The sequence below is a fragment of the Cytophagales bacterium genome (assembly GCA_033344775.1).
Taxonomy (GTDB): Bacteria; Bacteroidota; Bacteroidia; order Cytophagales; family Cyclobacteriaceae; genus JAWPMT01.
The window spans coordinates 787023-805152 of record JAWPMT010000002.1 but is presented as its reverse complement, the minus strand read 5'-3'; the positions used below and the strand labels follow the sequence as shown (position 1 = coordinate 805152).

Annotated in this window: 15 protein-coding genes; 8 read left to right on the top strand and 7 right to left on the bottom strand. The window is 41.5% G+C overall.

Annotation, left to right across the window (positions count from 1 at the left end):
- Nucleotides 1-52: 52 nt before the first annotated feature.
- Nucleotides 53-814, bottom strand: a complete 762-nt coding sequence (locus R8G66_07700) for an alpha/beta fold hydrolase (protein ID MDW3192232.1) — start codon at nt 812-814, stop codon at nt 53-55.
- A gap of 138 nt (nt 815-952) precedes the next feature.
- Nucleotides 953-2890: a RiPP maturation radical SAM C-methyltransferase gene (locus R8G66_07695; GenBank protein MDW3192231.1), complete on the bottom strand. Its 1938-nt coding sequence runs from the start codon at nt 2888-2890 to the stop codon at nt 953-955.
- Nucleotides 2891-3261: 371 nt separating this feature from the next.
- On the opposite strand from R8G66_07695, the gene R8G66_07690 reads away from it, so the two are divergent.
- The 4 genes from R8G66_07690 to R8G66_07675 all read left to right on the top strand — a co-directional run bounded on the left by R8G66_07690 (nt 3262) and on the right by R8G66_07675 (nt 10114).
- Nucleotides 3262-5631 (top strand): FtsX-like permease family protein, encoded by a 2370-nt coding sequence (locus R8G66_07690; GenBank protein ID MDW3192230.1) that lies wholly within the window; start codon nt 3262-3264, stop codon nt 5629-5631.
- Nucleotides 5632-5935: 304 nt separating this feature from the next.
- Nucleotides 5936-8167 (top strand): amino acid permease, encoded by a 2232-nt coding sequence (locus R8G66_07685; GenBank protein MDW3192229.1) that lies wholly within the window; start codon nt 5936-5938, stop codon nt 8165-8167.
- Between the two features lie 20 nt (nt 8168-8187).
- A complete protein-coding gene (locus R8G66_07680) occupies nt 8188-8847 on the top strand; it encodes a peptidoglycan DD-metalloendopeptidase family protein (protein MDW3192228.1) in 660 nt (219 codons plus the stop codon).
- Between the two features lie 142 nt (nt 8848-8989).
- Nucleotides 8990-10114, top strand: coding sequence for a hypothetical protein (locus R8G66_07675; GenBank protein MDW3192227.1), 1125 nt, complete (start codon nt 8990-8992; stop codon nt 10112-10114).
- A gap of 66 nt (nt 10115-10180) precedes the next feature.
- Here the strand turns inward: R8G66_07675 and R8G66_07670 are convergent, their stop codons facing one another.
- Nucleotides 10181-10756 carry a hypothetical protein gene (locus R8G66_07670; protein MDW3192226.1) on the bottom strand — a complete coding sequence of 192 codons (576 nt, stop codon included), beginning with the start codon at nt 10754-10756 and terminating at the stop codon, nt 10181-10183.
- A 148-nt stretch (nt 10757-10904) separates the two neighbouring features.
- Here R8G66_07670 and R8G66_07665 point away from each other — a divergent pair, with 148 nt between their 5' ends.
- The 3 genes from R8G66_07665 to R8G66_07655 all read left to right on the top strand — a co-directional run bounded on the left by R8G66_07665 (nt 10905) and on the right by R8G66_07655 (nt 14237).
- The gene (locus R8G66_07665) at nt 10905-12719 is read left to right on the top strand and encodes a hypothetical protein (GenBank protein MDW3192225.1); all 1815 of its coding nucleotides are present in this window, start codon (nt 10905-10907) and stop codon (nt 12717-12719) included.
- A 45-nt stretch (nt 12720-12764) separates the two neighbouring features.
- The gene (locus tag R8G66_07660; GenBank protein ID MDW3192224.1) at nt 12765-13667 is read left to right on the top strand and encodes a DUF3750 domain-containing protein; all 903 of its coding nucleotides are present in this window, start codon (nt 12765-12767) and stop codon (nt 13665-13667) included.
- A 207-nt stretch (nt 13668-13874) separates the two neighbouring features.
- Nucleotides 13875-14237: a hypothetical protein gene (locus tag R8G66_07655; protein ID MDW3192223.1), complete on the top strand. Its 363-nt coding sequence runs from the start codon at nt 13875-13877 to the stop codon at nt 14235-14237.
- Nucleotides 14238-14327: 90 nt separating this feature from the next.
- On the opposite strand, the gene R8G66_07650 is transcribed toward R8G66_07655, so the two are convergent.
- From R8G66_07650 to R8G66_07635, 4 genes are all read right to left on the bottom strand, one after another.
- Nucleotides 14328-14672 (bottom strand): hypothetical protein, encoded by a 345-nt coding sequence (locus tag R8G66_07650; GenBank protein MDW3192222.1) that lies wholly within the window; start codon nt 14670-14672, stop codon nt 14328-14330.
- Nucleotides 14673-14872: 200 nt separating this feature from the next.
- Nucleotides 14873-15487 (bottom strand): Type 1 glutamine amidotransferase-like domain-containing protein, encoded by a 615-nt coding sequence (locus R8G66_07645; protein MDW3192221.1) that lies wholly within the window; start codon nt 15485-15487, stop codon nt 14873-14875.
- A gap of 125 nt (nt 15488-15612) precedes the next feature.
- Complete coding sequence (locus tag R8G66_07640) at nt 15613-16119, bottom strand: UpxY family transcription antiterminator (GenBank protein ID MDW3192220.1); 507 nt, start codon at nt 16117-16119, stop codon at nt 15613-15615.
- A 290-nt stretch (nt 16120-16409) separates the two neighbouring features.
- The gene (locus tag R8G66_07635) at nt 16410-17270 is read right to left on the bottom strand and encodes a hypothetical protein (protein ID MDW3192219.1); all 861 of its coding nucleotides are present in this window, start codon (nt 17268-17270) and stop codon (nt 16410-16412) included.
- A gap of 512 nt (nt 17271-17782) precedes the next feature.
- On the opposite strand from R8G66_07635, the gene R8G66_07630 reads away from it, so the two are divergent.
- Nucleotides 17783-18046 (top strand): hypothetical protein, encoded by a 264-nt coding sequence (locus tag R8G66_07630; protein MDW3192218.1) that lies wholly within the window; start codon nt 17783-17785, stop codon nt 18044-18046.
- The last annotated feature ends 84 nt before the right edge of the window (nt 18047-18130 follow it).

The following is an 18130-nucleotide window of genomic DNA, read 5'->3' as shown; positions in this document are numbered from 1 at the left end:
TCGAAATTATTCCGCTCTCATTAGCGATTTGTGTTATTAAACAGTCCGCCGATCACACTGTCAGGCCCGACCTGATCAAATGAGGTGTTACTACCTCTTGTTTGGTTCTGGGCCAGGAAAGCAGACGATCTATTAATCTGAGGATCTCCTGATGATAGTTATGAATAAAAAAATGTTCTCCTTCAAATTGATATAGCTCGAAACTTTTACTGGTGTGGAGTTGCCATCCAAATCGTTCCTCTTCATTGAGGTTTTCATCTAAGCCAACCAGCGCCGTTAAATGAACATCAATTTCTTCAATTTCCGTTATTGGTGGTCTGGTTTCCGAAAGCCTGAAATCATTTTTGAGTATCGGGAGATATATTTCCAAAAGTTCCGGATGTGCAAAAAATTCGGGAGGTGTACCTCCTAAATTTAGCACTTCCTTTTTGAAGTCTTCTTCCTCCAGCAAATGATACCGAATTTTATCGGTCCTCCTGATATGCGGAGCTCCTCTTCCCGAAAAAAAGAGATGCATGGGTAATCTCCCTGAACTTTTCCTGATCCTGTGAACCAGTTCAAAGGCCAACATTCCTCCCATGCTGTGTCCGAAAAAGGCATAATCACTGCTTCCTACCTGTTCGATTACATGCGGATAAATGTCCTCAAGCATCTCTGACACATCTTCGTATAGTGGCTCCGTCATTCTTCTCCCATGACCTGCCAATTCGACAGGAATCACTTCAAAAACCTCAGAAGGATACTGTTTCCATTCTCGGTAAACCTGAGCGGAGCCTCCAGCATATGGAAAGCAAAACAACTTAATCTTAGACATGAGATACCTTTTTCATTTTACTGCTTGTGTTCAGGATGAAATCAAATACCATCTACTTTTGGATAGATGTCAATTCTTGTGCGATTGCTCAAACGATCAAATCGAAGAAGTTTCGCCCAAATCGAGTTCTCTATTTGACTAATTCTCCTGATACTTCAGTCTGTCCAATATCTGCTCAGATGGATTCTCGTCAAATACCAGACTCATGTAAGTACCGTTTTCCTCATGTAGGAGTCTTATTTTAAGCAAATAGGAAAGTTCCGATTCCAATTCATTAGGATCATACTCTTTCAATTGTGATTGAATTCCCTTTAAGCTTTTTTGCTTCTCCAGGTTGATCAAGATATTTTTCTGAGTTTCAGTCAGAGGAATGATTTTCCTTTCTCCTCTCTGATCTATGACGATATCCTTACCATCCTGAACACCAAAATGAAGAACAGGTAAATTGTCCTTATCGAAGTTTCTCCAACGTTTATTCCAATCACTCACCAGTATTTCCAGCTTAGAGAGCCATTTGGCCGTAATTCGGATGTAATCAGCTTCATAGTTTTGATCACCGAAATAATAGGCCATTTCTTTTAGTGTTTCCTTATCTTTCGGATAGGTGTATGTATAGTAATCCAGTGCTTCCAGATCCAGATTGTATGCATCAGCTTCCATGTAGTAAGGACTGTAGCGATCAAACCTTACTGGGAAAACCCCAATCGGAGGTGGCAAGTGGAAATACGATGGAAGGTCGTTAACGTATTTCGCGTATACTTCTTCTTTCTCTCCCGGGAATCCAACCAACAAATTCCACTGCGGTAATACGGAGTAAAGCACAGTCCGCTGAAGGAATTTGAGATTGTTGAATGAAGTGGTCCCTTTTTTCATCAACTTCAACGTGGAAGTCGCCAATGACTCAATACCAGGCTGCATCTCTACGACTCCTGCATTTGAGAGGATGTCCATCTCCTCAGAAGTAATATCAGCACGTACTTCGTAGAAGATCTTCATGCCTTCCAATTTCTTGACGTACGGGAACACTTCACGGATATACTCTTTCGGAATGATGTTATCCACGCAAGAATAATTCTTGACCCGATCCCCGTAGCGATCAATCAAATCATTGATCATAGAGATGGCGATCTCACTTTTCATCGCTCTATAGGACATTCCTCCACCATTCAGGCCGCAAAATGTACAATGTGCTCTCGCACCCCACCAACAACCACGAGAAGTCTCGAATAGCAAACTTGGCGCAATGTCTTTTCCTTTAAAGAAATAATCAAAGGATTCCAGAAAAGAGTCATAATCAAGGGGAACACATTCATTGATGGACAGTTCCTCACCGATAGGCCCGACAGTCTCCACTTCACCATCTTCCTTTACCAGGATCTGGGCTTTGTCTTTGATCTTATTCGCGGTATTCGCTCTGGAGAAAACGCCATTTATGGTTTCTGCTTCTGACCGGTTCCCCGTCATGAGGCTTTTAACAAACCTCGGAAAAGAGATCAGTGAGGTCCCTGAAAACACGAAATCCAGCATTTCAAAATTCTTAACCAGCTCTTCCCCCATTGGGCTCTCACAATTGGCACCGCCCATCACGATGGTGACATCTTTGTTGCGTTCCTTAATCTTGCGAGCCATCGCAAAACTTCCAACATTTTGCATGAACATTGATGTAAATCCTACGATATCGCATTTATCAAGCTCATATTTATCTATTAAATTTTCAAGAAACTGATCTAGCTGTTGGCGTTTCTCTTGAATAAAAGCTCCTTTTTGTTGAAGAAAATCCATTCCCAACAAATGGCCATATCTCGACAAATACTCCTGTGTATTGTCAGGAATATGGGGAAACGCTTGTTGTCTAAAGAACCAATCCCCGAATCCACTATTATTAGATTGGCCTCCATTTGAGATAAACCTATAATTATCCAGTGTCAGATAATCCGCCAATTCGTGGTTGAAATAATGAATATCGACCTCTACCTTATCCTGCAAATCCGACTTTAGAACAGATTTGAGTTGTGTAAGCGCAATGGAGGGTATGGCCACATCCGCAAACGGCATGTTAATGAGTTTAATAATCATATTGGTTCTATTTTCGGGAATTAGCCCAGTTTCAGAGTCAATGTTTTGTGTTAGCTATCAATTAAGAAGTTTGAAAGATCGAATTTAAATAAAATCCGATTTCTTCGATGATATTTCTCATTTTTTGATAAAAATTGATAGTCTATCGTTTCCGTTACATTTTAACATTAAGGAAGAAATTCTGTCTTACTAGCCAGAAACATCTTTTTGAAATAATGTGAGATCAAACTAGTTTTGATGAAAAGAATAAAATCTTCAGATTACCAGCGGAAAAATTAACTGAAGCAACCACTGCTTGATCGTACAGAGCAAACTCAAATGCTGATAAAAATCTCGCAGGTCTTATTTTCTGTTTATTTAATTACACGCAGATGATAAATCATTATAACAAAGTAGCCTTAAGGAATCTCGTAAAGCACAAGTTTTTCTCTTTTATTAATGTATTAGGCTTCTCGATCGCCATTGCTGTGTGTCTGTTAATAGGTCTCAATGTCATGGATGAGCTGAGCTATGAAACCAGCTATCCTAAACATGACCGTATCTATCGCCTGGCAACAAGAACCTGGGCAAAAAGCTCTCCAATCCTAGCGACAGAATTCAAGAAGAAAATGCCTGAAGTTGCTGAAATCGGCAGATTGTTCACCTATGATGCAACAACCATTGAGTATGAGGAAAGACAAATTCTCATTGAACATCCGTACATGGGCGATTCTACCATTCTGGATATTTTCGACCTGGAATTCATTGAAGGATCCCCAGGAGCACTTAACTCACCCTCTTCAGTGGTGATCACTGAATCGACGGCTAGTCGACTATTCAAGGATGGTGAGCAACGCATTGGAGAGGTGATCGATTTTGACGATGGTTGGTTCATCACAGTAACTGGGGTCATCAAGGACTTTCCGGAAAACTCTCATCTCAAGATCGATTGCATCGTATCTTCTAAAAACTCTATGCTCATGCGGGATCCTGATCGACTTTGGGCCGGAGTAAGCATCTATACCTTGTTCAACTCTATAGAAGATGTTGAAAAAGTACGTGAAAAACTATTTGATTTTAAAGTTGAATTTCTTGAAGGCTTTATGACCGAGGAAGCGATTATTGCTGAAAACGAACTACTCGAGTTAGTACCTGTTCGAGATATCCACCTCCATTCCCACAGAGAAAAAGAAATCAGTGTCAATAGTGACATTAAGCTGATCTATATCTTTTCATCTTTAGGAATATTCATACTTCTGGTAGCCATCATCAATTTCATCAATCTACAAATGGTTCAAAGCCTGAATCGGCTGAATGAAATTGTCGTTCGCAAAATTCTTGGAAGCACAAGAAAGCAACTTATTATTCAATTCCTGGTTGAGGTAATATTCCTGGTAATTATCAGTGTTGCACTGGCGCTTATCTGGACATCACTCGCATTGCCTTATTACAATCAGTTGGCCAATATTGCTATTCCTCACGAAAAACTATTCTCTCCCGGTCTATTGACCCTTGTATTCCTTCTACCAATGGTCATCGGTGGGGTCGCCAGCCTATTAACTTCTTCCTATCTCTCTAAGGTCAATTTAGGTGATACCGGAGGTGGAAAGGATCTAAAAATTGGCAACAAAGTCTCACTCAGACGACTAATGGTGGGTATACAGTTTATGATTTCCATCTTTTTACTCATAGCCACATTCATTGTCAGCAAACAGATCGACTTTATTAAGGACAAGAATATGGGTTTTGCACGTGATGAGGTCATCACCATCAAGCTTCACGGACGGTTAAAAACTCAGGCCATTCTTTCCTCGAATACAATTCGGGCAGAGTTAGAAAAAATCCCTGACGTATCTCACGTCTCTTTTAGTTCTCACCTGGTAGGCAAACGGATAAGTATCGAAACCTTCTTTCTGAAAAACTCACCTCAGACCGGTCTCAGCTCCAGAGTTATCGCTGCAGACAACCAATTCTTGGAAACAATGGGTATTTCGGTAAAAGAAGGTGGTATAAGTAAAATGCAGTTCCAGGGAAATAAGTATTTCATGAATGAAGCTGCCGCCTCCCTGTTACCAAACGTTGATCCAGTAGGTTTAATTGCTGTCAATTCTTTTAGGCAGCGTGAAGGAGAGATCGTTGGAGTCATTGAAGACTTTCATTTTGCTTCCCTTCATCATGAAATTGAACCGTTGGTTGTACAGCTCTCTGATAAAGATCAAAATGCATTGAATTACCTTTTGGTACGATTTAAATCCAATTCACCCGCAAGTACGATCGAAAAAATTGAGGAAAAACTTCAAAATCTTGCTCCTGGCTCACTGATCACTTCCATACTGGTAAGTTCATACATGGACAATGCCTATAAATCTGAGAACGATATGTTTATCATTCTCAAGCTATTCTCCTCTATCGGAATCGGTTTAGCACTTGTAGGCATGCTCGCTTTGTTTGCCTTTGTGACCAAGTTAAGAACCAAAGAAATGGGCATCCGTAAAACACTGGGAGCGTCCTTAATACAGATGGTTTTGACCCTGTCAAAAAGCTACATCATTATGCTGGTTATCGTAGGTATTATCGCTTTGCCCTTTGTAAATGCATTCGCCGTTTTGTGGTTAGAGGATTTTGCCTTTAGAGTTCCTCTCCGATGGTGGTATTACATACTTCCTACCATTTCTGTATTGATCATAGCCGTAAGTACCATTTCAATTCAGGCCCTAAGAATTGCGAATATTAATCCTGTGAAATCCCTAAAAACGGAGTAAAAATTGGTCTTACATGACCTTCTAACCATTTACCAATTCCGTTCTTATCTAAATATATCTAAAGATAAATTTATATCTTCTAACGGGTCCGCATATTAGCAGTATACAGATTCCCTTATGATTCACTCTTACTGACATTTATAGAATAGAAAGTTCACAACGATCCGGGGAATTTCGGAGTAGAGTGGTATTATGAAAGAATAAGTACGCTCTATATACGACACTCGCACTTTTTTGACAAGATTCTGCTGATTTGCCACGTTTATAATTGAAAAGCAGATAGTTTAGGCCCAAGTTCACAACCATGCCCGAAAACGCAGCAAATAAGAGTCAAAAGGCCAACTTCGGCACGATGCCGGTCTTCATGACGACCCTCTCTACCATTCTTGGCGCCGTGTTGTTTTTAAGATTTGGATATGCGGTAGGCCATACCGGACTATTGGGAACCCTGGGCATCATCGCCATCGGACATTTGGTCACCTTACCTACAGCCATGGCCATCGCAGAGATTGCCACCAACCAAAAGGTTGAAGGTGGAGGAGTTTACTACATCATCTCGCGATCGTTTGGCATCAACATAGGTGCGGCAATTGGCGTCACACTCTATTTATCGCAGGCAATCAGTGTCGCTTTCTACATCATCGCTTGTGCAGAAGCATTTACGCCGGTTTTCGAATACATTAACCTGCAGTACGATCTGAACTTATCAGACAAGCGCCTGGTCAGTATCCCACTTACGCTATTCGTGAGTATCCTGATGCTAACAAAAGGCGCAGACATTGGGATCAAAGCCTTGTATGGGGTGGTTACCCTGCTCTTTGCGGCTTTGGTGCTGTTCTTTGCCGGAACTACGGATCACGCCAATTTGGGGATAGTCAATTTCACTGCCACGGTTCCGGATAAGGATAGCTTCTTTTACGTTTTTGCCATCATTTTCCCGGCCTTCACCGGAATGGCAGCAGGTGTCGGCTTATCAGGAGATTTAAAGAACCCCAAGGTTTCAATTCCTAAAGGGACTATCTGGGCCACCCTGGCTGGCATGCTCATCTATATTGCAGCAGCTTACAAATTAAGTATCTCGGCTAGTCCGGAAGAATTGGCCAATGACCAACTGATCATGGCCAAAATCGCTACATGGGGGCCCATCATTATCATTGGTCTCATCGGGGCAACACTCTCTTCAGCGCTCGGATCCATCATGGTTGCACCGCGTACTTTGCAAGCGTTGGCTGTAGATCAAGTCTTTGGTGTTCCATTGGTAAACCGATGGCTTAGTAAAGAGGCCGGAAAAAACAAAGAACCCATTAATGGGATTCTGGTGACGAGCCTACTCGCATTTGTATTTGTCGCCTTGGGCAACGTGGACTTTGTGGCAGAGATCATCTCTATGTTTTTCATGGTGACCTATGGTGCCATCTGTCTGATCTCCTTTCTGCATCATTTTGCCGCGGACCCCTCCTATCGACCTGCTTTTCGGTCCAAATGGTATTTTTCACTGGTTGGCGCACTCATGTGTTTCTACCTCATGTTTTCCATGAACGCGCCCTACGCAATTGCCTCTTTGGTCATCATGGTCATTATCTATTCCATCATTTCCCGGGTCAACGATGACAACCAGGGAATGGCCAAAATCTTTCAGGGAGCCATTTTTCAACTTTCACGTAAGATTCAGATTTTTCTCCAAAATGCGGAGAAAGACGATGAAGACTGGAGGCCTTCCATTATCTGTATTTCACAAAACACATTCAAACGGACTGCTGACTTTGACTTGATCCGGTGGATGAGTCACAGGTTTGGGTTCGGAACCTACATCCATTTCATACGTGGCTACTTATCCAGGGAAACGCACCAACAGGCGAAGGCAGATTTGAATCAATTGGTCAAGGTAGCGGGTAAGGTGAAAAGTAATGTGTACATGGATACCATGATCTCTCCGTCTTATACCACGGCCATTGCTCAATCCTTGCAGCTTCCCAGCATCTCAGGCAAAGAAGGCAACATGTTCCTATTCGAGTTTTCCAAGATCAATGGGGAAAGTACCAAAGACATCATTGAAAACATTCCTTTAGTTCGCTCCGCGGATTATGACATTTGTGTGCTGGCCAGTTCGGAACGCGGATTTGGCTTCAAACATGAAATCCATATCTGGATCACCCACAGCGACTATGAGAATGCCAACCTGATGATCCTGATCGGTTACATTCTTATGGGACACCCGGACTGGAGAAAAGCACACATCAAAATAATTGCGATCTTCCCGGAAGAAACGGCCAAGGAACAAAAAGAAAATCTATTGGAACTTACGCAAGAAGGAAGATTGCCCATTTCTAATAACAACATTGAGGTCATTGTCAAAAAAGAAGGTCAGGGCAGTCATAAAGATATCGTGAACGCAAGATCCAAAGCGGCGGACCTCACAATCATTGGCTTCCGAGTAGAAGCCATCAAACAACGAGGGGGAGAAACTTTTGAAGGTTACAAAGGCATCGGCAATGTATTGTTCGTCAATGCCGAAGATGAAAAGGAGATTAAATAGCTTTTCAGAAAAATAAAAAAATGTACTATCCACTCAACCTCAATGGCATCGAAGTTTACCCATTATTTGGTGACTACCTGAAAGGAAAGCCTTACATTTTTAATTTCTCATCCAATAATCCCAGAACATCTGAATACAACCTCACCGATTTCCATGAATTCAATCAGATGATCTTTGATGAAATGGAAAGGTCTTCCTGTCAATGGGGCATTGGCAAGTACCTGGAAGAACGAAAGAACATATTAAGAGACTACCCTAATATCATTGAAGAGCAAAGGTATTACCACCTTGGGCTGGACATTATTGTTCCGTATGATACGCCCATGTTTTGTCCATTGGACGCTGATGTTTTCAAAATTGGAAAAGAGCAACAAATAGGCAACTACGGTGGCTATGTCATGTTGAAACATGAGATCAATGAGATCGTTTTTTATTCGTTCTATGGCCACCTCAAAACGCCACACATGGTAAGTGTTGGCGATAAACTTGAGTCGGGGGAAGTATTTGCCCGTATCGGACAGGAAAGTGATAGTGGTGGTTGGTTCTGTCACACCCATTTACAAATCCTGACACAACAAGCCATTGATGATGGATATACCAATTGGGGCTATATTTCTCCAAAGATGATGACCGATCTGGATAAGTACTTTCCTTCGCCATATTTCCTCTTTCGGTATTGAATGGGATGTAAGTCTATTGTACCATCCACTATTAAGGTTCTTCTCTCGAATAATTGTTTGTGTATAAATCAAATTGACTTCAACCAGTCAATCGAATGGTCCCTAACATTTATATTAGCTTCACCTACCAACATAAAGGACTGTGAAAAATATTCTGACTCCCCTCCTCATCATTATTTTACCCATCACACTACTACTTTCAGCCTGTCGTGAGAATGAAGTAAGTCGGGAACTACAAAACCTCATTGCTGATGAAGTCAATCTTATACAGGACATCAAAGTATATGATGATGATAGTTATTTGGCCATTTCACATGGGGGAACGATGCCGCACACCTATTACATAAGTACAAATCACACCATTCAGTGGGACATAGCGGAAAACCCATCCTTTACGGATTATGATGTCAAAGATGATGCGATCTATTTGCTTACCGGTGCCAGTGGCATCACCGGACACGAGCTCATCCAGTTAAGCTTTGATGGGGAGCAGATGCAGCGTTTCGAAGTAGAGGCCAACACGGAAAGCTATCACTGGTACCGAATGAAAGTACTTTCAGACCACTTCTCATTCATTACCTATGATGGAAGTCAGACCGATGAAAATGTATTTTTCCAGGCCTCTTATACCTTAGATGGAGAAAGATTAAGTTTTAACAGCATTCCTCTTCCAGGCAGTCCGTTTGATAATTTCATGAATGAGGCATTGATCGGAGATGATGGCTCCATTACTATCGCTTTGGGATCAACTTCAGGCTCGAGTCTGTTGAAATTCGAAAACAATGAACTGGCCTGGTCCAGGGTCCTCAATGAAGGCACCACCAGAATTCAGGACATGATTCAGGAAGAACAGGGTAATTTCATTTATACAGGGTTTGAATTCATCAATGACCGTTCAAGAGGCCTGATCGGCAAAGTGGATGCAAGTGGCAATCAACTGTGGGAAAAGTACTACGCCACCTCGGGGGATGAATCAAGATTTGAAACATTAGTAGCTGACGCTCAGGATGGGTATTTCTTAGTGGGATTCAACAATGATGATTATCCAGATGAAATCAACAAAAATTTGTGGCTCGTAAAAGTCGATGAAAACGGAGAAATGGAATGGCAGCGTACCCATAGCGATACCAATGCTACATTTAACCCACAAGCCATTGCTCAACGAAGTGACGGTACCTTACTTGTAGGCGGAGCATTATTGGATCAGGTCAGCTATCGCGGATTCGTCATGGCTTTTGATCAGTCAGGTCAACCCATGAGCAGATAAGCCATCAGCAGAAGTACAATTTCACATGAACGGTGAGTCTTTCTTCGCCATTTGATGGAATTCGACTCACAATGTACAACCAATATAAGACTTCAGGTCTTTCAAATAGAGCGGGAGCTGATTCCCTTTCATGCTACTTCTGATGGCAATGCCTGCATCCGAAGTGGTAATGTCATCGGCTCCGCAGAATGCTCCATTTTTAAGATAAGTCCCTCTGAAGAAGAGTCTTCCATCATCCACAATCACGAGCATTGGTGTACTGATCACCCCAAGAGCAGCAGCGATTTCACCGTTGCGATCTTCTACCCATTGGGCCTGGAATCCAAGCCTCTTTTGATACATGTCCGTATCAACTGCCTTATTTGTTACAATGTACCAGGCGGCTTCCCGACCCTTATAACGTGTAAATATTCGTTCCAAATGTGCAATATTGTCCTTAGCGATCAGACAGGAAGGGTCATAAAAATGAATAATGGCCAAACCTTCAGATGGGTGAATATCCGTGGTAACCTCTGTATCAAATCGGATTTCTTTAGTGGATTGACTTTTGACCATGTTTTGGAAAAACACCGCCCAGTATACATAAAGTACCAACATAAATATCGGCAAGAGCACAATTAAAGGTTTATACTTCCCTTTCATATGCGCAATTGAAGATTCGCATCAAGCAACTAAGTAGGAATGAATTGGTCATAGAACGCCGCCGAAGATAACCGATGGTGAACATTTTCCAAAAAGTAATTGTCGTATCAGGAATAAGCCCGGAAATCACTCGTTGAATTGCCCCTTTATGCCTTTCACTTTTCAGCTATCTTACACGCCACAAATGGGTATGAGAAAGAACAGGTTATATCTCGCATTAGCAAGCTGTGTAATCGTATGCTTGTTCTACCTAAGGCTTGAAGCTTTTTTTCCCAATAATCAAGGATTCATCGGGCATGATTACAGCTACTTCATGCCTGAATTACTAGATGGGGTTTACTGGCATCACGTGAATGGATTGAGTGAAGTAGCATGGTTCACGCCTTCTTTTGGCGGTGGGCTGCCCAAATTCCCTAACCCACAATCACTCTATTATTCCGTGCCTCAATTCCTGAGTTTCATTACCAATCCCTTACTGGGCATCAAGCTAACAACCTTGTTGTTTGGAATCTTGGGGTTCGGTGGTTTTTTTCTATTGCTAAGCTGCATTTACAACACCTCTTCCCACACAGCGCTGTATGGTGCTTCCCTGTTCTTGTTCAATGGGTTTTTCTTATCCAGAATGATCGTGGGTCACCTCACCTATCACTCATTCATGCTTCTACCCTTTTTGGCCTTATGCGTATTAAGGCGCAGGCAAAACACACAAACCGATATTGCCAACGTCGTGTGGGGTTCATGCATCATCGCCTACATGATCTACAGCGGCAATATCCACTTGATTCCTGTGACGCTGGTCTGCATTACCTTACTGATCCTTCTCGATATGTTGATCAATAATGACCGAACTATTATTGCTTATTTCAGCATCAAATTCCTGAGCATCATCACCCTTGCTGTCCTTCTTTCAGCCGCGCGTATTTATGCGAGCTACAGCTATTTGAGTTTATTCCCCAGAGATTTCTACGCACTCCCAGGTTACAAAAGCCTGGCAGGAACAATAGCCATTTGCTTCCGAGCCCTGTTTCTGAAGGCACCTGAGGTTTTTGCAGGCAAACTCATCAGTACCCCGAACAATTTTGGGCTACATGAGTACGAGTATGGAGTAACGTTGGTGCCTTTGGTGCTTCTTATCTTAGCCCTCATAACCCTTCGAAAAAAAGTAGCAGGACTCATCTGGACAAACAAGATGATATTTAGCTTAATGGTCCTTCTACTTTGCACCCCTATCGTTTTGAATTACCACCTACCCATCTGGAACCTGATCTTAAAGCACATCCCCTTTCTTAAAAGCAGCTCTACGCTCATTCGATGGATTTCGCTTTATATCCCTATAGTGATTGTATTGAGTAGTCTCTCCATTCAGCACCTGCGCTGGAATCAACGGATCAAAAGTGGCATCGCAGTATTAGGAATATTGGGAACCTTCCTGATAAGTGATTACAATCTGGATAAGGATCGATATCATCAAGAAAGCTATGACGCTCGACCTATTCTGCTCAATTACGATAAACTAAAATCAGGGCATTTCGCACCTCAGATCACTGATATAGGAAAGGAGATTTTAAAAAATGGTCAAACCTTAAAGCAAAATAACCTGCTCATTGCAGGAATTTCCCAATTAAGACCATACGAACCAATATTCGGTTATCGTTTAGAAACGTTTCCGAATAAATCTCTCAGACCAGGCCCAGTCTTAATGCAGGATTCTGTCGGTCATTTGAATCTGAAAAACCCTGCTGCTTTTGTCTTTCCAGTCGAAAACAATACCGAGCCGGGTGCACATTTCCACGTCGATCAAACAAGTTCGGCTTTAAAGCTGGCTAATTACAAGCCCTTTCCATTTCATGTTCCAATTCAACAGAAAATAGCGAATTTCATCACCTTGACCATGCTATTGCTGTTGGCCATTTATGGTGTGCTTTCGCTCATTACTTTTTTTCATAACAGAAGCCGACTTTGATCCTTTCTTTGGATATTCCGTAAACTCTTGGGAGTAAAACAAGACATGGATCGAAAGCTAACGGATGAGGAAAAAATTGAACAAGGCAAAAAGTACGTTCACCCACAGAGTATCAGGTCTCATGACTTCCTCAGAATATCTTATCGCAGGCTCATTATCTGGTCAGTATTTATCCTATTTCTGGCCATCCCTCCAATCGTAGATACTACCATTGATAAAGTTTCTAAGGGAAATAAGAATGCTCATAAAATAGTTGTTCCGAATCCAACTCAACAAGAACCCATCATACAGGTCTATGCGGCCCGAACCTGGGGCCCAAAAGGAATATTCGCAGTACATAGTTGGATCGCGATGAAACCACAGGGAGCAAAAAATTTTGAAGTCAGTCAGGTCATTGGATGGAGAGAAGATCATCAAGGTAATGTACTCTTCCGAGAGACTCATGTACCGGTGAATAGCTGGTATGGCAATGAGGCCGCTTTGTTGCTGGATTTACGTGGAGATCATGTTGAATCACTCATCGAAAAAGTGGATGTGGCTATCAAAGCGTACCCCTGGAAAGATGAATACCACCTATTTCCCGGACCCAATAGCAATACATTCGTTTCCTGGGTCGGCTTAAAGGTCCCTGAACTAGGTCTGGACCTACCCTCGACGGCTATTGGAAAAGACTGGCGACCGCTGAAACAAGTACTGGGATCATCTGCAAGTGGAACTGGGATCCAGGCTTCACTTTTCGGCCTGTTAGGAACAAGTATTGGTTTAGAAGAAGGTCTGGAGATCAATATTCTTGGCCTCAATTTTGAATTGGACCTGATTGATCTGGCATTTGAACTCCCTTTGTTTGGGAGGTTCGAGATCTGGTATTTACTAGGCTATCTGATCATATGGCTATATGCCAGAAAGTGGATCATCAGAACCAGGTCGAAATATATTTATCTTGCGTAACAGGCATATAATAGGCGTCCTTTTTTAGTCATATGTAATCATCCACTGCTTATGTTTAAGTCTCTATTTACCTGTCTAATACTTTATCAAGTTTCATTATCCTTCTACGGCCAAAACCCCACAGAATCATTCCCAAAGGATTTTGTAGGGATATACAAGGGCTCACTATCAATTAACAATAGCGGTAAACCAACCATGACCATACCTATGGAATTTCATTTATTGGCAACAGATTCTGCAGATCGGTTTGATTATCGATTGATCTACGACGGACAGCCTAGAAATTATACGCTGTTGATAAATGACCTGGAAACAGGAGATCTTAGCGTGGACGAAAACAATGGCATTGTTTTGCCGTCAAAACTCATCGAAAATGTCCTGCATTCCCTCTTTGAAGTGCAGGAAAATCTACTCTCCTCCCGAATTGCTTTCTATGAGGATCATGTTCAATTCGAGATTCTGTGTTCTAATTTGTCTTCAAAGAACAGAACCGGAGAAAATACGGAATATGAAATTTATGGATATCCAATCACCACTATTCAAAAAGCTATTTTGAATAAACAACCTTAAATTTTCGCATGAAATCAAGTAAAACCTTCTACCCACTAATTTCCGATGACACTAATTGACAGAAGGTTTTTACGTGTTATTCCCTGAAGATCAATTACAATCTCCCAGGTCAGTAATACTTGTGGCATTCAGGACACATGGCGCACAATCGGCATCAGTCTGCCAGTTGCCAGTAATCGAGATCTCATCCCCATCGCCTACAGGATATCCAAAGATCCCTATGTCAATGGTTCTGCCATTGATGGTATTGAGCACGAAGCAACCATCATTATCCTCGACACAACCTTGCAGGGTTACGGGACCATTCGGACAAGAAACGAAAGTCATTTCGGCGATCTCTTTTTCTGCCTTGGCTTCAGGCAGCAGCGTTGCGGACATCAACACAAGCATAGCAGCTACTGCCACACTCATGGAAATAAAAATTTTCCTTTTCATGAAGTTTAATTTTATATGCTTAACAAATAACGTAAAACAACATGTTTTATAATTGTATAAAATAGCACCTGATATATCCCGTTTTTTGTAAAAATGACTTAAGAAATTATCGCAGACACCAATTAAAATGACTTATACATCAATGGCAGCCGTCAAAGCGGATACAGTTTCGGATTTTGATCAACAAATCCCTTGATCCCTTAGAATTCCATCGATGGTTGTCGGACCATTTCAACATGACCATCAGGATGATAGATCAATCCCGCACCAAAAGGAATTCCATATGCTTTGATACCCGGATTATGAGTAACAATTTGACTTAAACGTCCCCAATCATTGGCTTCGTCATGTACATCAATGATGAATGGCACCAATTGAAAGGTATCGAATTGTTTATTCGAGTCAAATCCCATAAGGCTCAGTTGAATGGTCCCTGCGGAGATCCCTACCATAGTGGTTCCTCTCTCGTATTGATTTCTTATAAGCTCAGCCACTCCATTTCTAAGCATCACGTCCCAGCCTAACTTCACATCTCCTCCAGCCAATAAAATAATATCCGCCATCTTCAAAAATTCCAGGTCCTGAATCGCAGGTCTACTGGAAATCAACAAGCAAGTCGTAACCCCTATTTGTTGCATGGCTTGTCGGAAGATCTCAAAATAATCAGGATTATCTCCATTGGAAGCACCGATGTAAGCTGCTTTAATCGCTGTTGTATGCTTCCCCTGAGGGAGAAATCGCTCAGTAAAGTATCCTGCTTCTTCCTTCCAGAACAATAATTGACTATCTGAAAATAAGTAGATCGGCCTTTTCATCAGATTGTTATGTGATCAGATCAATTGGTGATCTATCACAAAATGAATGAATTTGGAGCAGTTTTTCAAACCAATTTCAATCATAACATTCCTGCCCCGTGTTACTTTCAACAAGCAACCATTCTTCACCCAACCGCCTCCAAAAGATTGGTCGCGACGTTGATCGAAAAGGCTTTTTGGAGTTCATCGATGCGTATGAGTAACCTGGATTTTCCATTTTGCTTCAACACACGCCCTTCGAGTCCGGCCAACTGCCCTCGGGCGATGCGGACTTTACTCCCTGTTTCGAAATAGTTAGCCATTCCTACTTCCAGATCATCATCGGCATCCAGGATGCGTTTGACGGCCTCAATTTCCGTATCACGTACTTTCACCGGTTTGCTTTCGAAGGACACAAACTGCACCAGATTCGAAATTGAAAATAACAAATGTCGTTCTCGCTCCGATGTGTGAACAAATACATAATTCGGAAAGAGTGGTAATTCGACCTTCTTCTTGCGATCACTCCATTGTCGCACAGTCTTGTAAGTAGGAAGAAAAAACTCCATACCCAGGTTGCTAATTTGATTTGCAACTGTTTTCTCTCGTTGAGGAGTGGTATGTACTACATACCAGTCAAGCTGTCCCTGCATAATTCAAGCTGATAGAATTCTTAATTCAAAATAAATAGTGAGCTAGTCAGTAAGAGAACATATAATTCACAATTAATGTTCCTACAATTCCATTCCTAATTTTACATATAAACGCCTATTTAAGTGAAATGGATGCGTTTTATTTCACCAATATTGATAAATATGAAATAAAAGTCAAGAAATGGTAATTTTTCTCATGCAAATTCACTGCTATTGGGTAGAGGTCAAAAAGCGAGCATACCTACTTCCGGGTAAGAAAAATATCAATTGTTCATTTTGAACAATTGAATCTACGAATTGGAAAAAATGACTTTCTGCAAGGTAGAAACCAACCCCTTCAGTTCTTCAATGGCTTCCTCGTCCTCGTTATTGATTGCTTTGTTCATGGAAGAAATGATCTTCCCCTTGATGTTTCTAATACGATCTTCTCGCTCTAGAAATGGAGGATTATTTTCAGCCTGGTTTTGATCAGACAATTCCAGGTCGTGTACTTTGTCCTCAATATGATCGAGAATCTGCTGTTCGATGTGTTTTGCCTTATTGTACAGGTCAGCTTCGTTTCTGATCACCAGATTGTCTTGATCATCCGCATTAAGCAACATCAGGATATCCGATTTATTCAGGTCAGTATCCCCAGTCAGGATCTGATTGCGTAACATGGCATTACTTCGGCCTACAAGTTCCAATGCTTCCGCAAATTTGGCATCACGTCGAATGGTACTCTCACTAACTTTGAACTCTTTGGAGAGTGCCTCAGCCGTTGACTCCACCTGTCCTTTCTTCAATACAGCTTCATAACCTCCTTTTTTCTGCCTTAGCTTCAAATATTTTAATCCTCGATAATAACTGGTTTGTTCTTTGCTGAGATTCCTTCTGCCAAGCTGATTTGTGATCATCCATTGCTTTACTTCTTCACTGCCTTCGAAGTTCATCACCTTAAGGTCAAATGGAATATCATGCTTTGAACAAATGCCATAGCGGTGATGTCCATCGATCAACACTAGCTCACCTGAAGGATTTTCCCAGGCAATCAAAGCATCTCGACATCCCTCCTCCATGATACTGCTTTCCAGCTGCACTTTTTCTTCATCTGACAGGGGAATAATGAAGTCTCGAAGAGCAGGACTGATCAAAATATCCTTCCTGGTCATATTTTTGGGCGAATGAGTCTAGTCACAAATATCGGTCAAGCTTTAAAGAAAAGCCTAGAAGTTTCAGGTTGATAAAAATTTTAGTCTATTACAATTTTAAAAAATTATCAGGTGAACTTCACGTCCATAACGGAATTAGTTTGTAGAACGGAATATAACCTCTTGAGCGCGTAAATCGCCACCGTGAACTTACTCCTCCCAAGGATTTTCTTTTGATCATTCGTATTTTATCCACTTCAAATTCTCACATATTGCAAATTTTGTCGATTCGGGATTTTTTACCAGATTCGTAAAATCATACAAAATAATGTCTATCAGAAGACGTAAACCGCTAATAATGATTATATTGACTTAGCTAAATGTCTTGGACTTTGTTTTTTTGATATTAAGAACTAGCGATCATGGTAACAAGTCTCAGAAACGATGAGTGTCAAAGCTTTACGCTTGCACTTCAATCATCTATTTTGAATCACTTGGTAGGAGAAATTATATTTCTGGAATCAAGTAGAGTAATGCATTGCTCCGTTGAGAGTCTATTGACACCAACGACCGAAAACGAGTCTGCCCTATTATTAACCTTGAATTGGACAGATCTCTGGTATTCCGTCTTTACAGGGACAATGACTCTGGAGGAAAATCTCATTCAGCTTTCAGGAAAGCTCTATTCCAATTACTCAAGCACCGTACTCGATTTCAATTCGTCTGCGGACCGGACACCAAAAACGATGTTGTTTGATTTTGAAATAGACAGAAATCTACTTTTTCCCATGGATTGATCATGAACACACCGGACCAGAAGTGTCCGAAAACGAACAGCAAATCCATTATTTCTTACCTCAAAGTGCTTTATTTCAGCATGG

Coding starts and splice junctions, on each gene's coding strand:
- R8G66_07630 (MDW3192218.1), top strand. CDS start 17,783: ATGCATTGCTCCGTTGAGAGTCTATTGACACCAACGACCGAAAACGAG.
- R8G66_07660 (MDW3192224.1), top strand. CDS start 12,765: ATGGATCGAAAGCTAACGGATGAGGAAAAAATTGAACAAGGCAAAAAG.
- R8G66_07680 (MDW3192228.1), top strand. CDS start 8,188: ATGTACTATCCACTCAACCTCAATGGCATCGAAGTTTACCCATTATTT.
- R8G66_07635 (MDW3192219.1), bottom strand. CDS start 17,270: ATGACCAGGAAGGATATTTTGATCAGTCCTGCTCTTCGAGACTTCATT.
- R8G66_07685 (MDW3192229.1), top strand. CDS start 5,936: ATGCCCGAAAACGCAGCAAATAAGAGTCAAAAGGCCAACTTCGGCACG.
- R8G66_07695 (MDW3192231.1), bottom strand. CDS start 2,890: ATGATTATTAAACTCATTAACATGCCGTTTGCGGATGTGGCCATACCC.
- R8G66_07670 (MDW3192226.1), bottom strand. CDS start 10,756: ATGAAAGGGAAGTATAAACCTTTAATTGTGCTCTTGCCGATATTTATG.
- R8G66_07665 (MDW3192225.1), top strand. CDS start 10,905: ATGCCTTTCACTTTTCAGCTATCTTACACGCCACAAATGGGTATGAGA.
- R8G66_07650 (MDW3192222.1), bottom strand. CDS start 14,672: ATGAAAAGGAAAATTTTTATTTCCATGAGTGTGGCAGTAGCTGCTATG.
- R8G66_07640 (MDW3192220.1), bottom strand. CDS start 16,119: ATGCAGGGACAGCTTGACTGGTATGTAGTACATACCACTCCTCAACGA.
- R8G66_07700 (MDW3192232.1), bottom strand. CDS start 814: ATGTCTAAGATTAAGTTGTTTTGCTTTCCATATGCTGGAGGCTCCGCT.
- R8G66_07645 (MDW3192221.1), bottom strand. CDS start 15,487: ATGAAAAGGCCGATCTACTTATTTTCAGATAGTCAATTATTGTTCTGG.
- R8G66_07655 (MDW3192223.1), top strand. CDS start 13,875: ATGGAATTTCATTTATTGGCAACAGATTCTGCAGATCGGTTTGATTAT.
- R8G66_07690 (MDW3192230.1), top strand. CDS start 3,262: ATGATAAATCATTATAACAAAGTAGCCTTAAGGAATCTCGTAAAGCAC.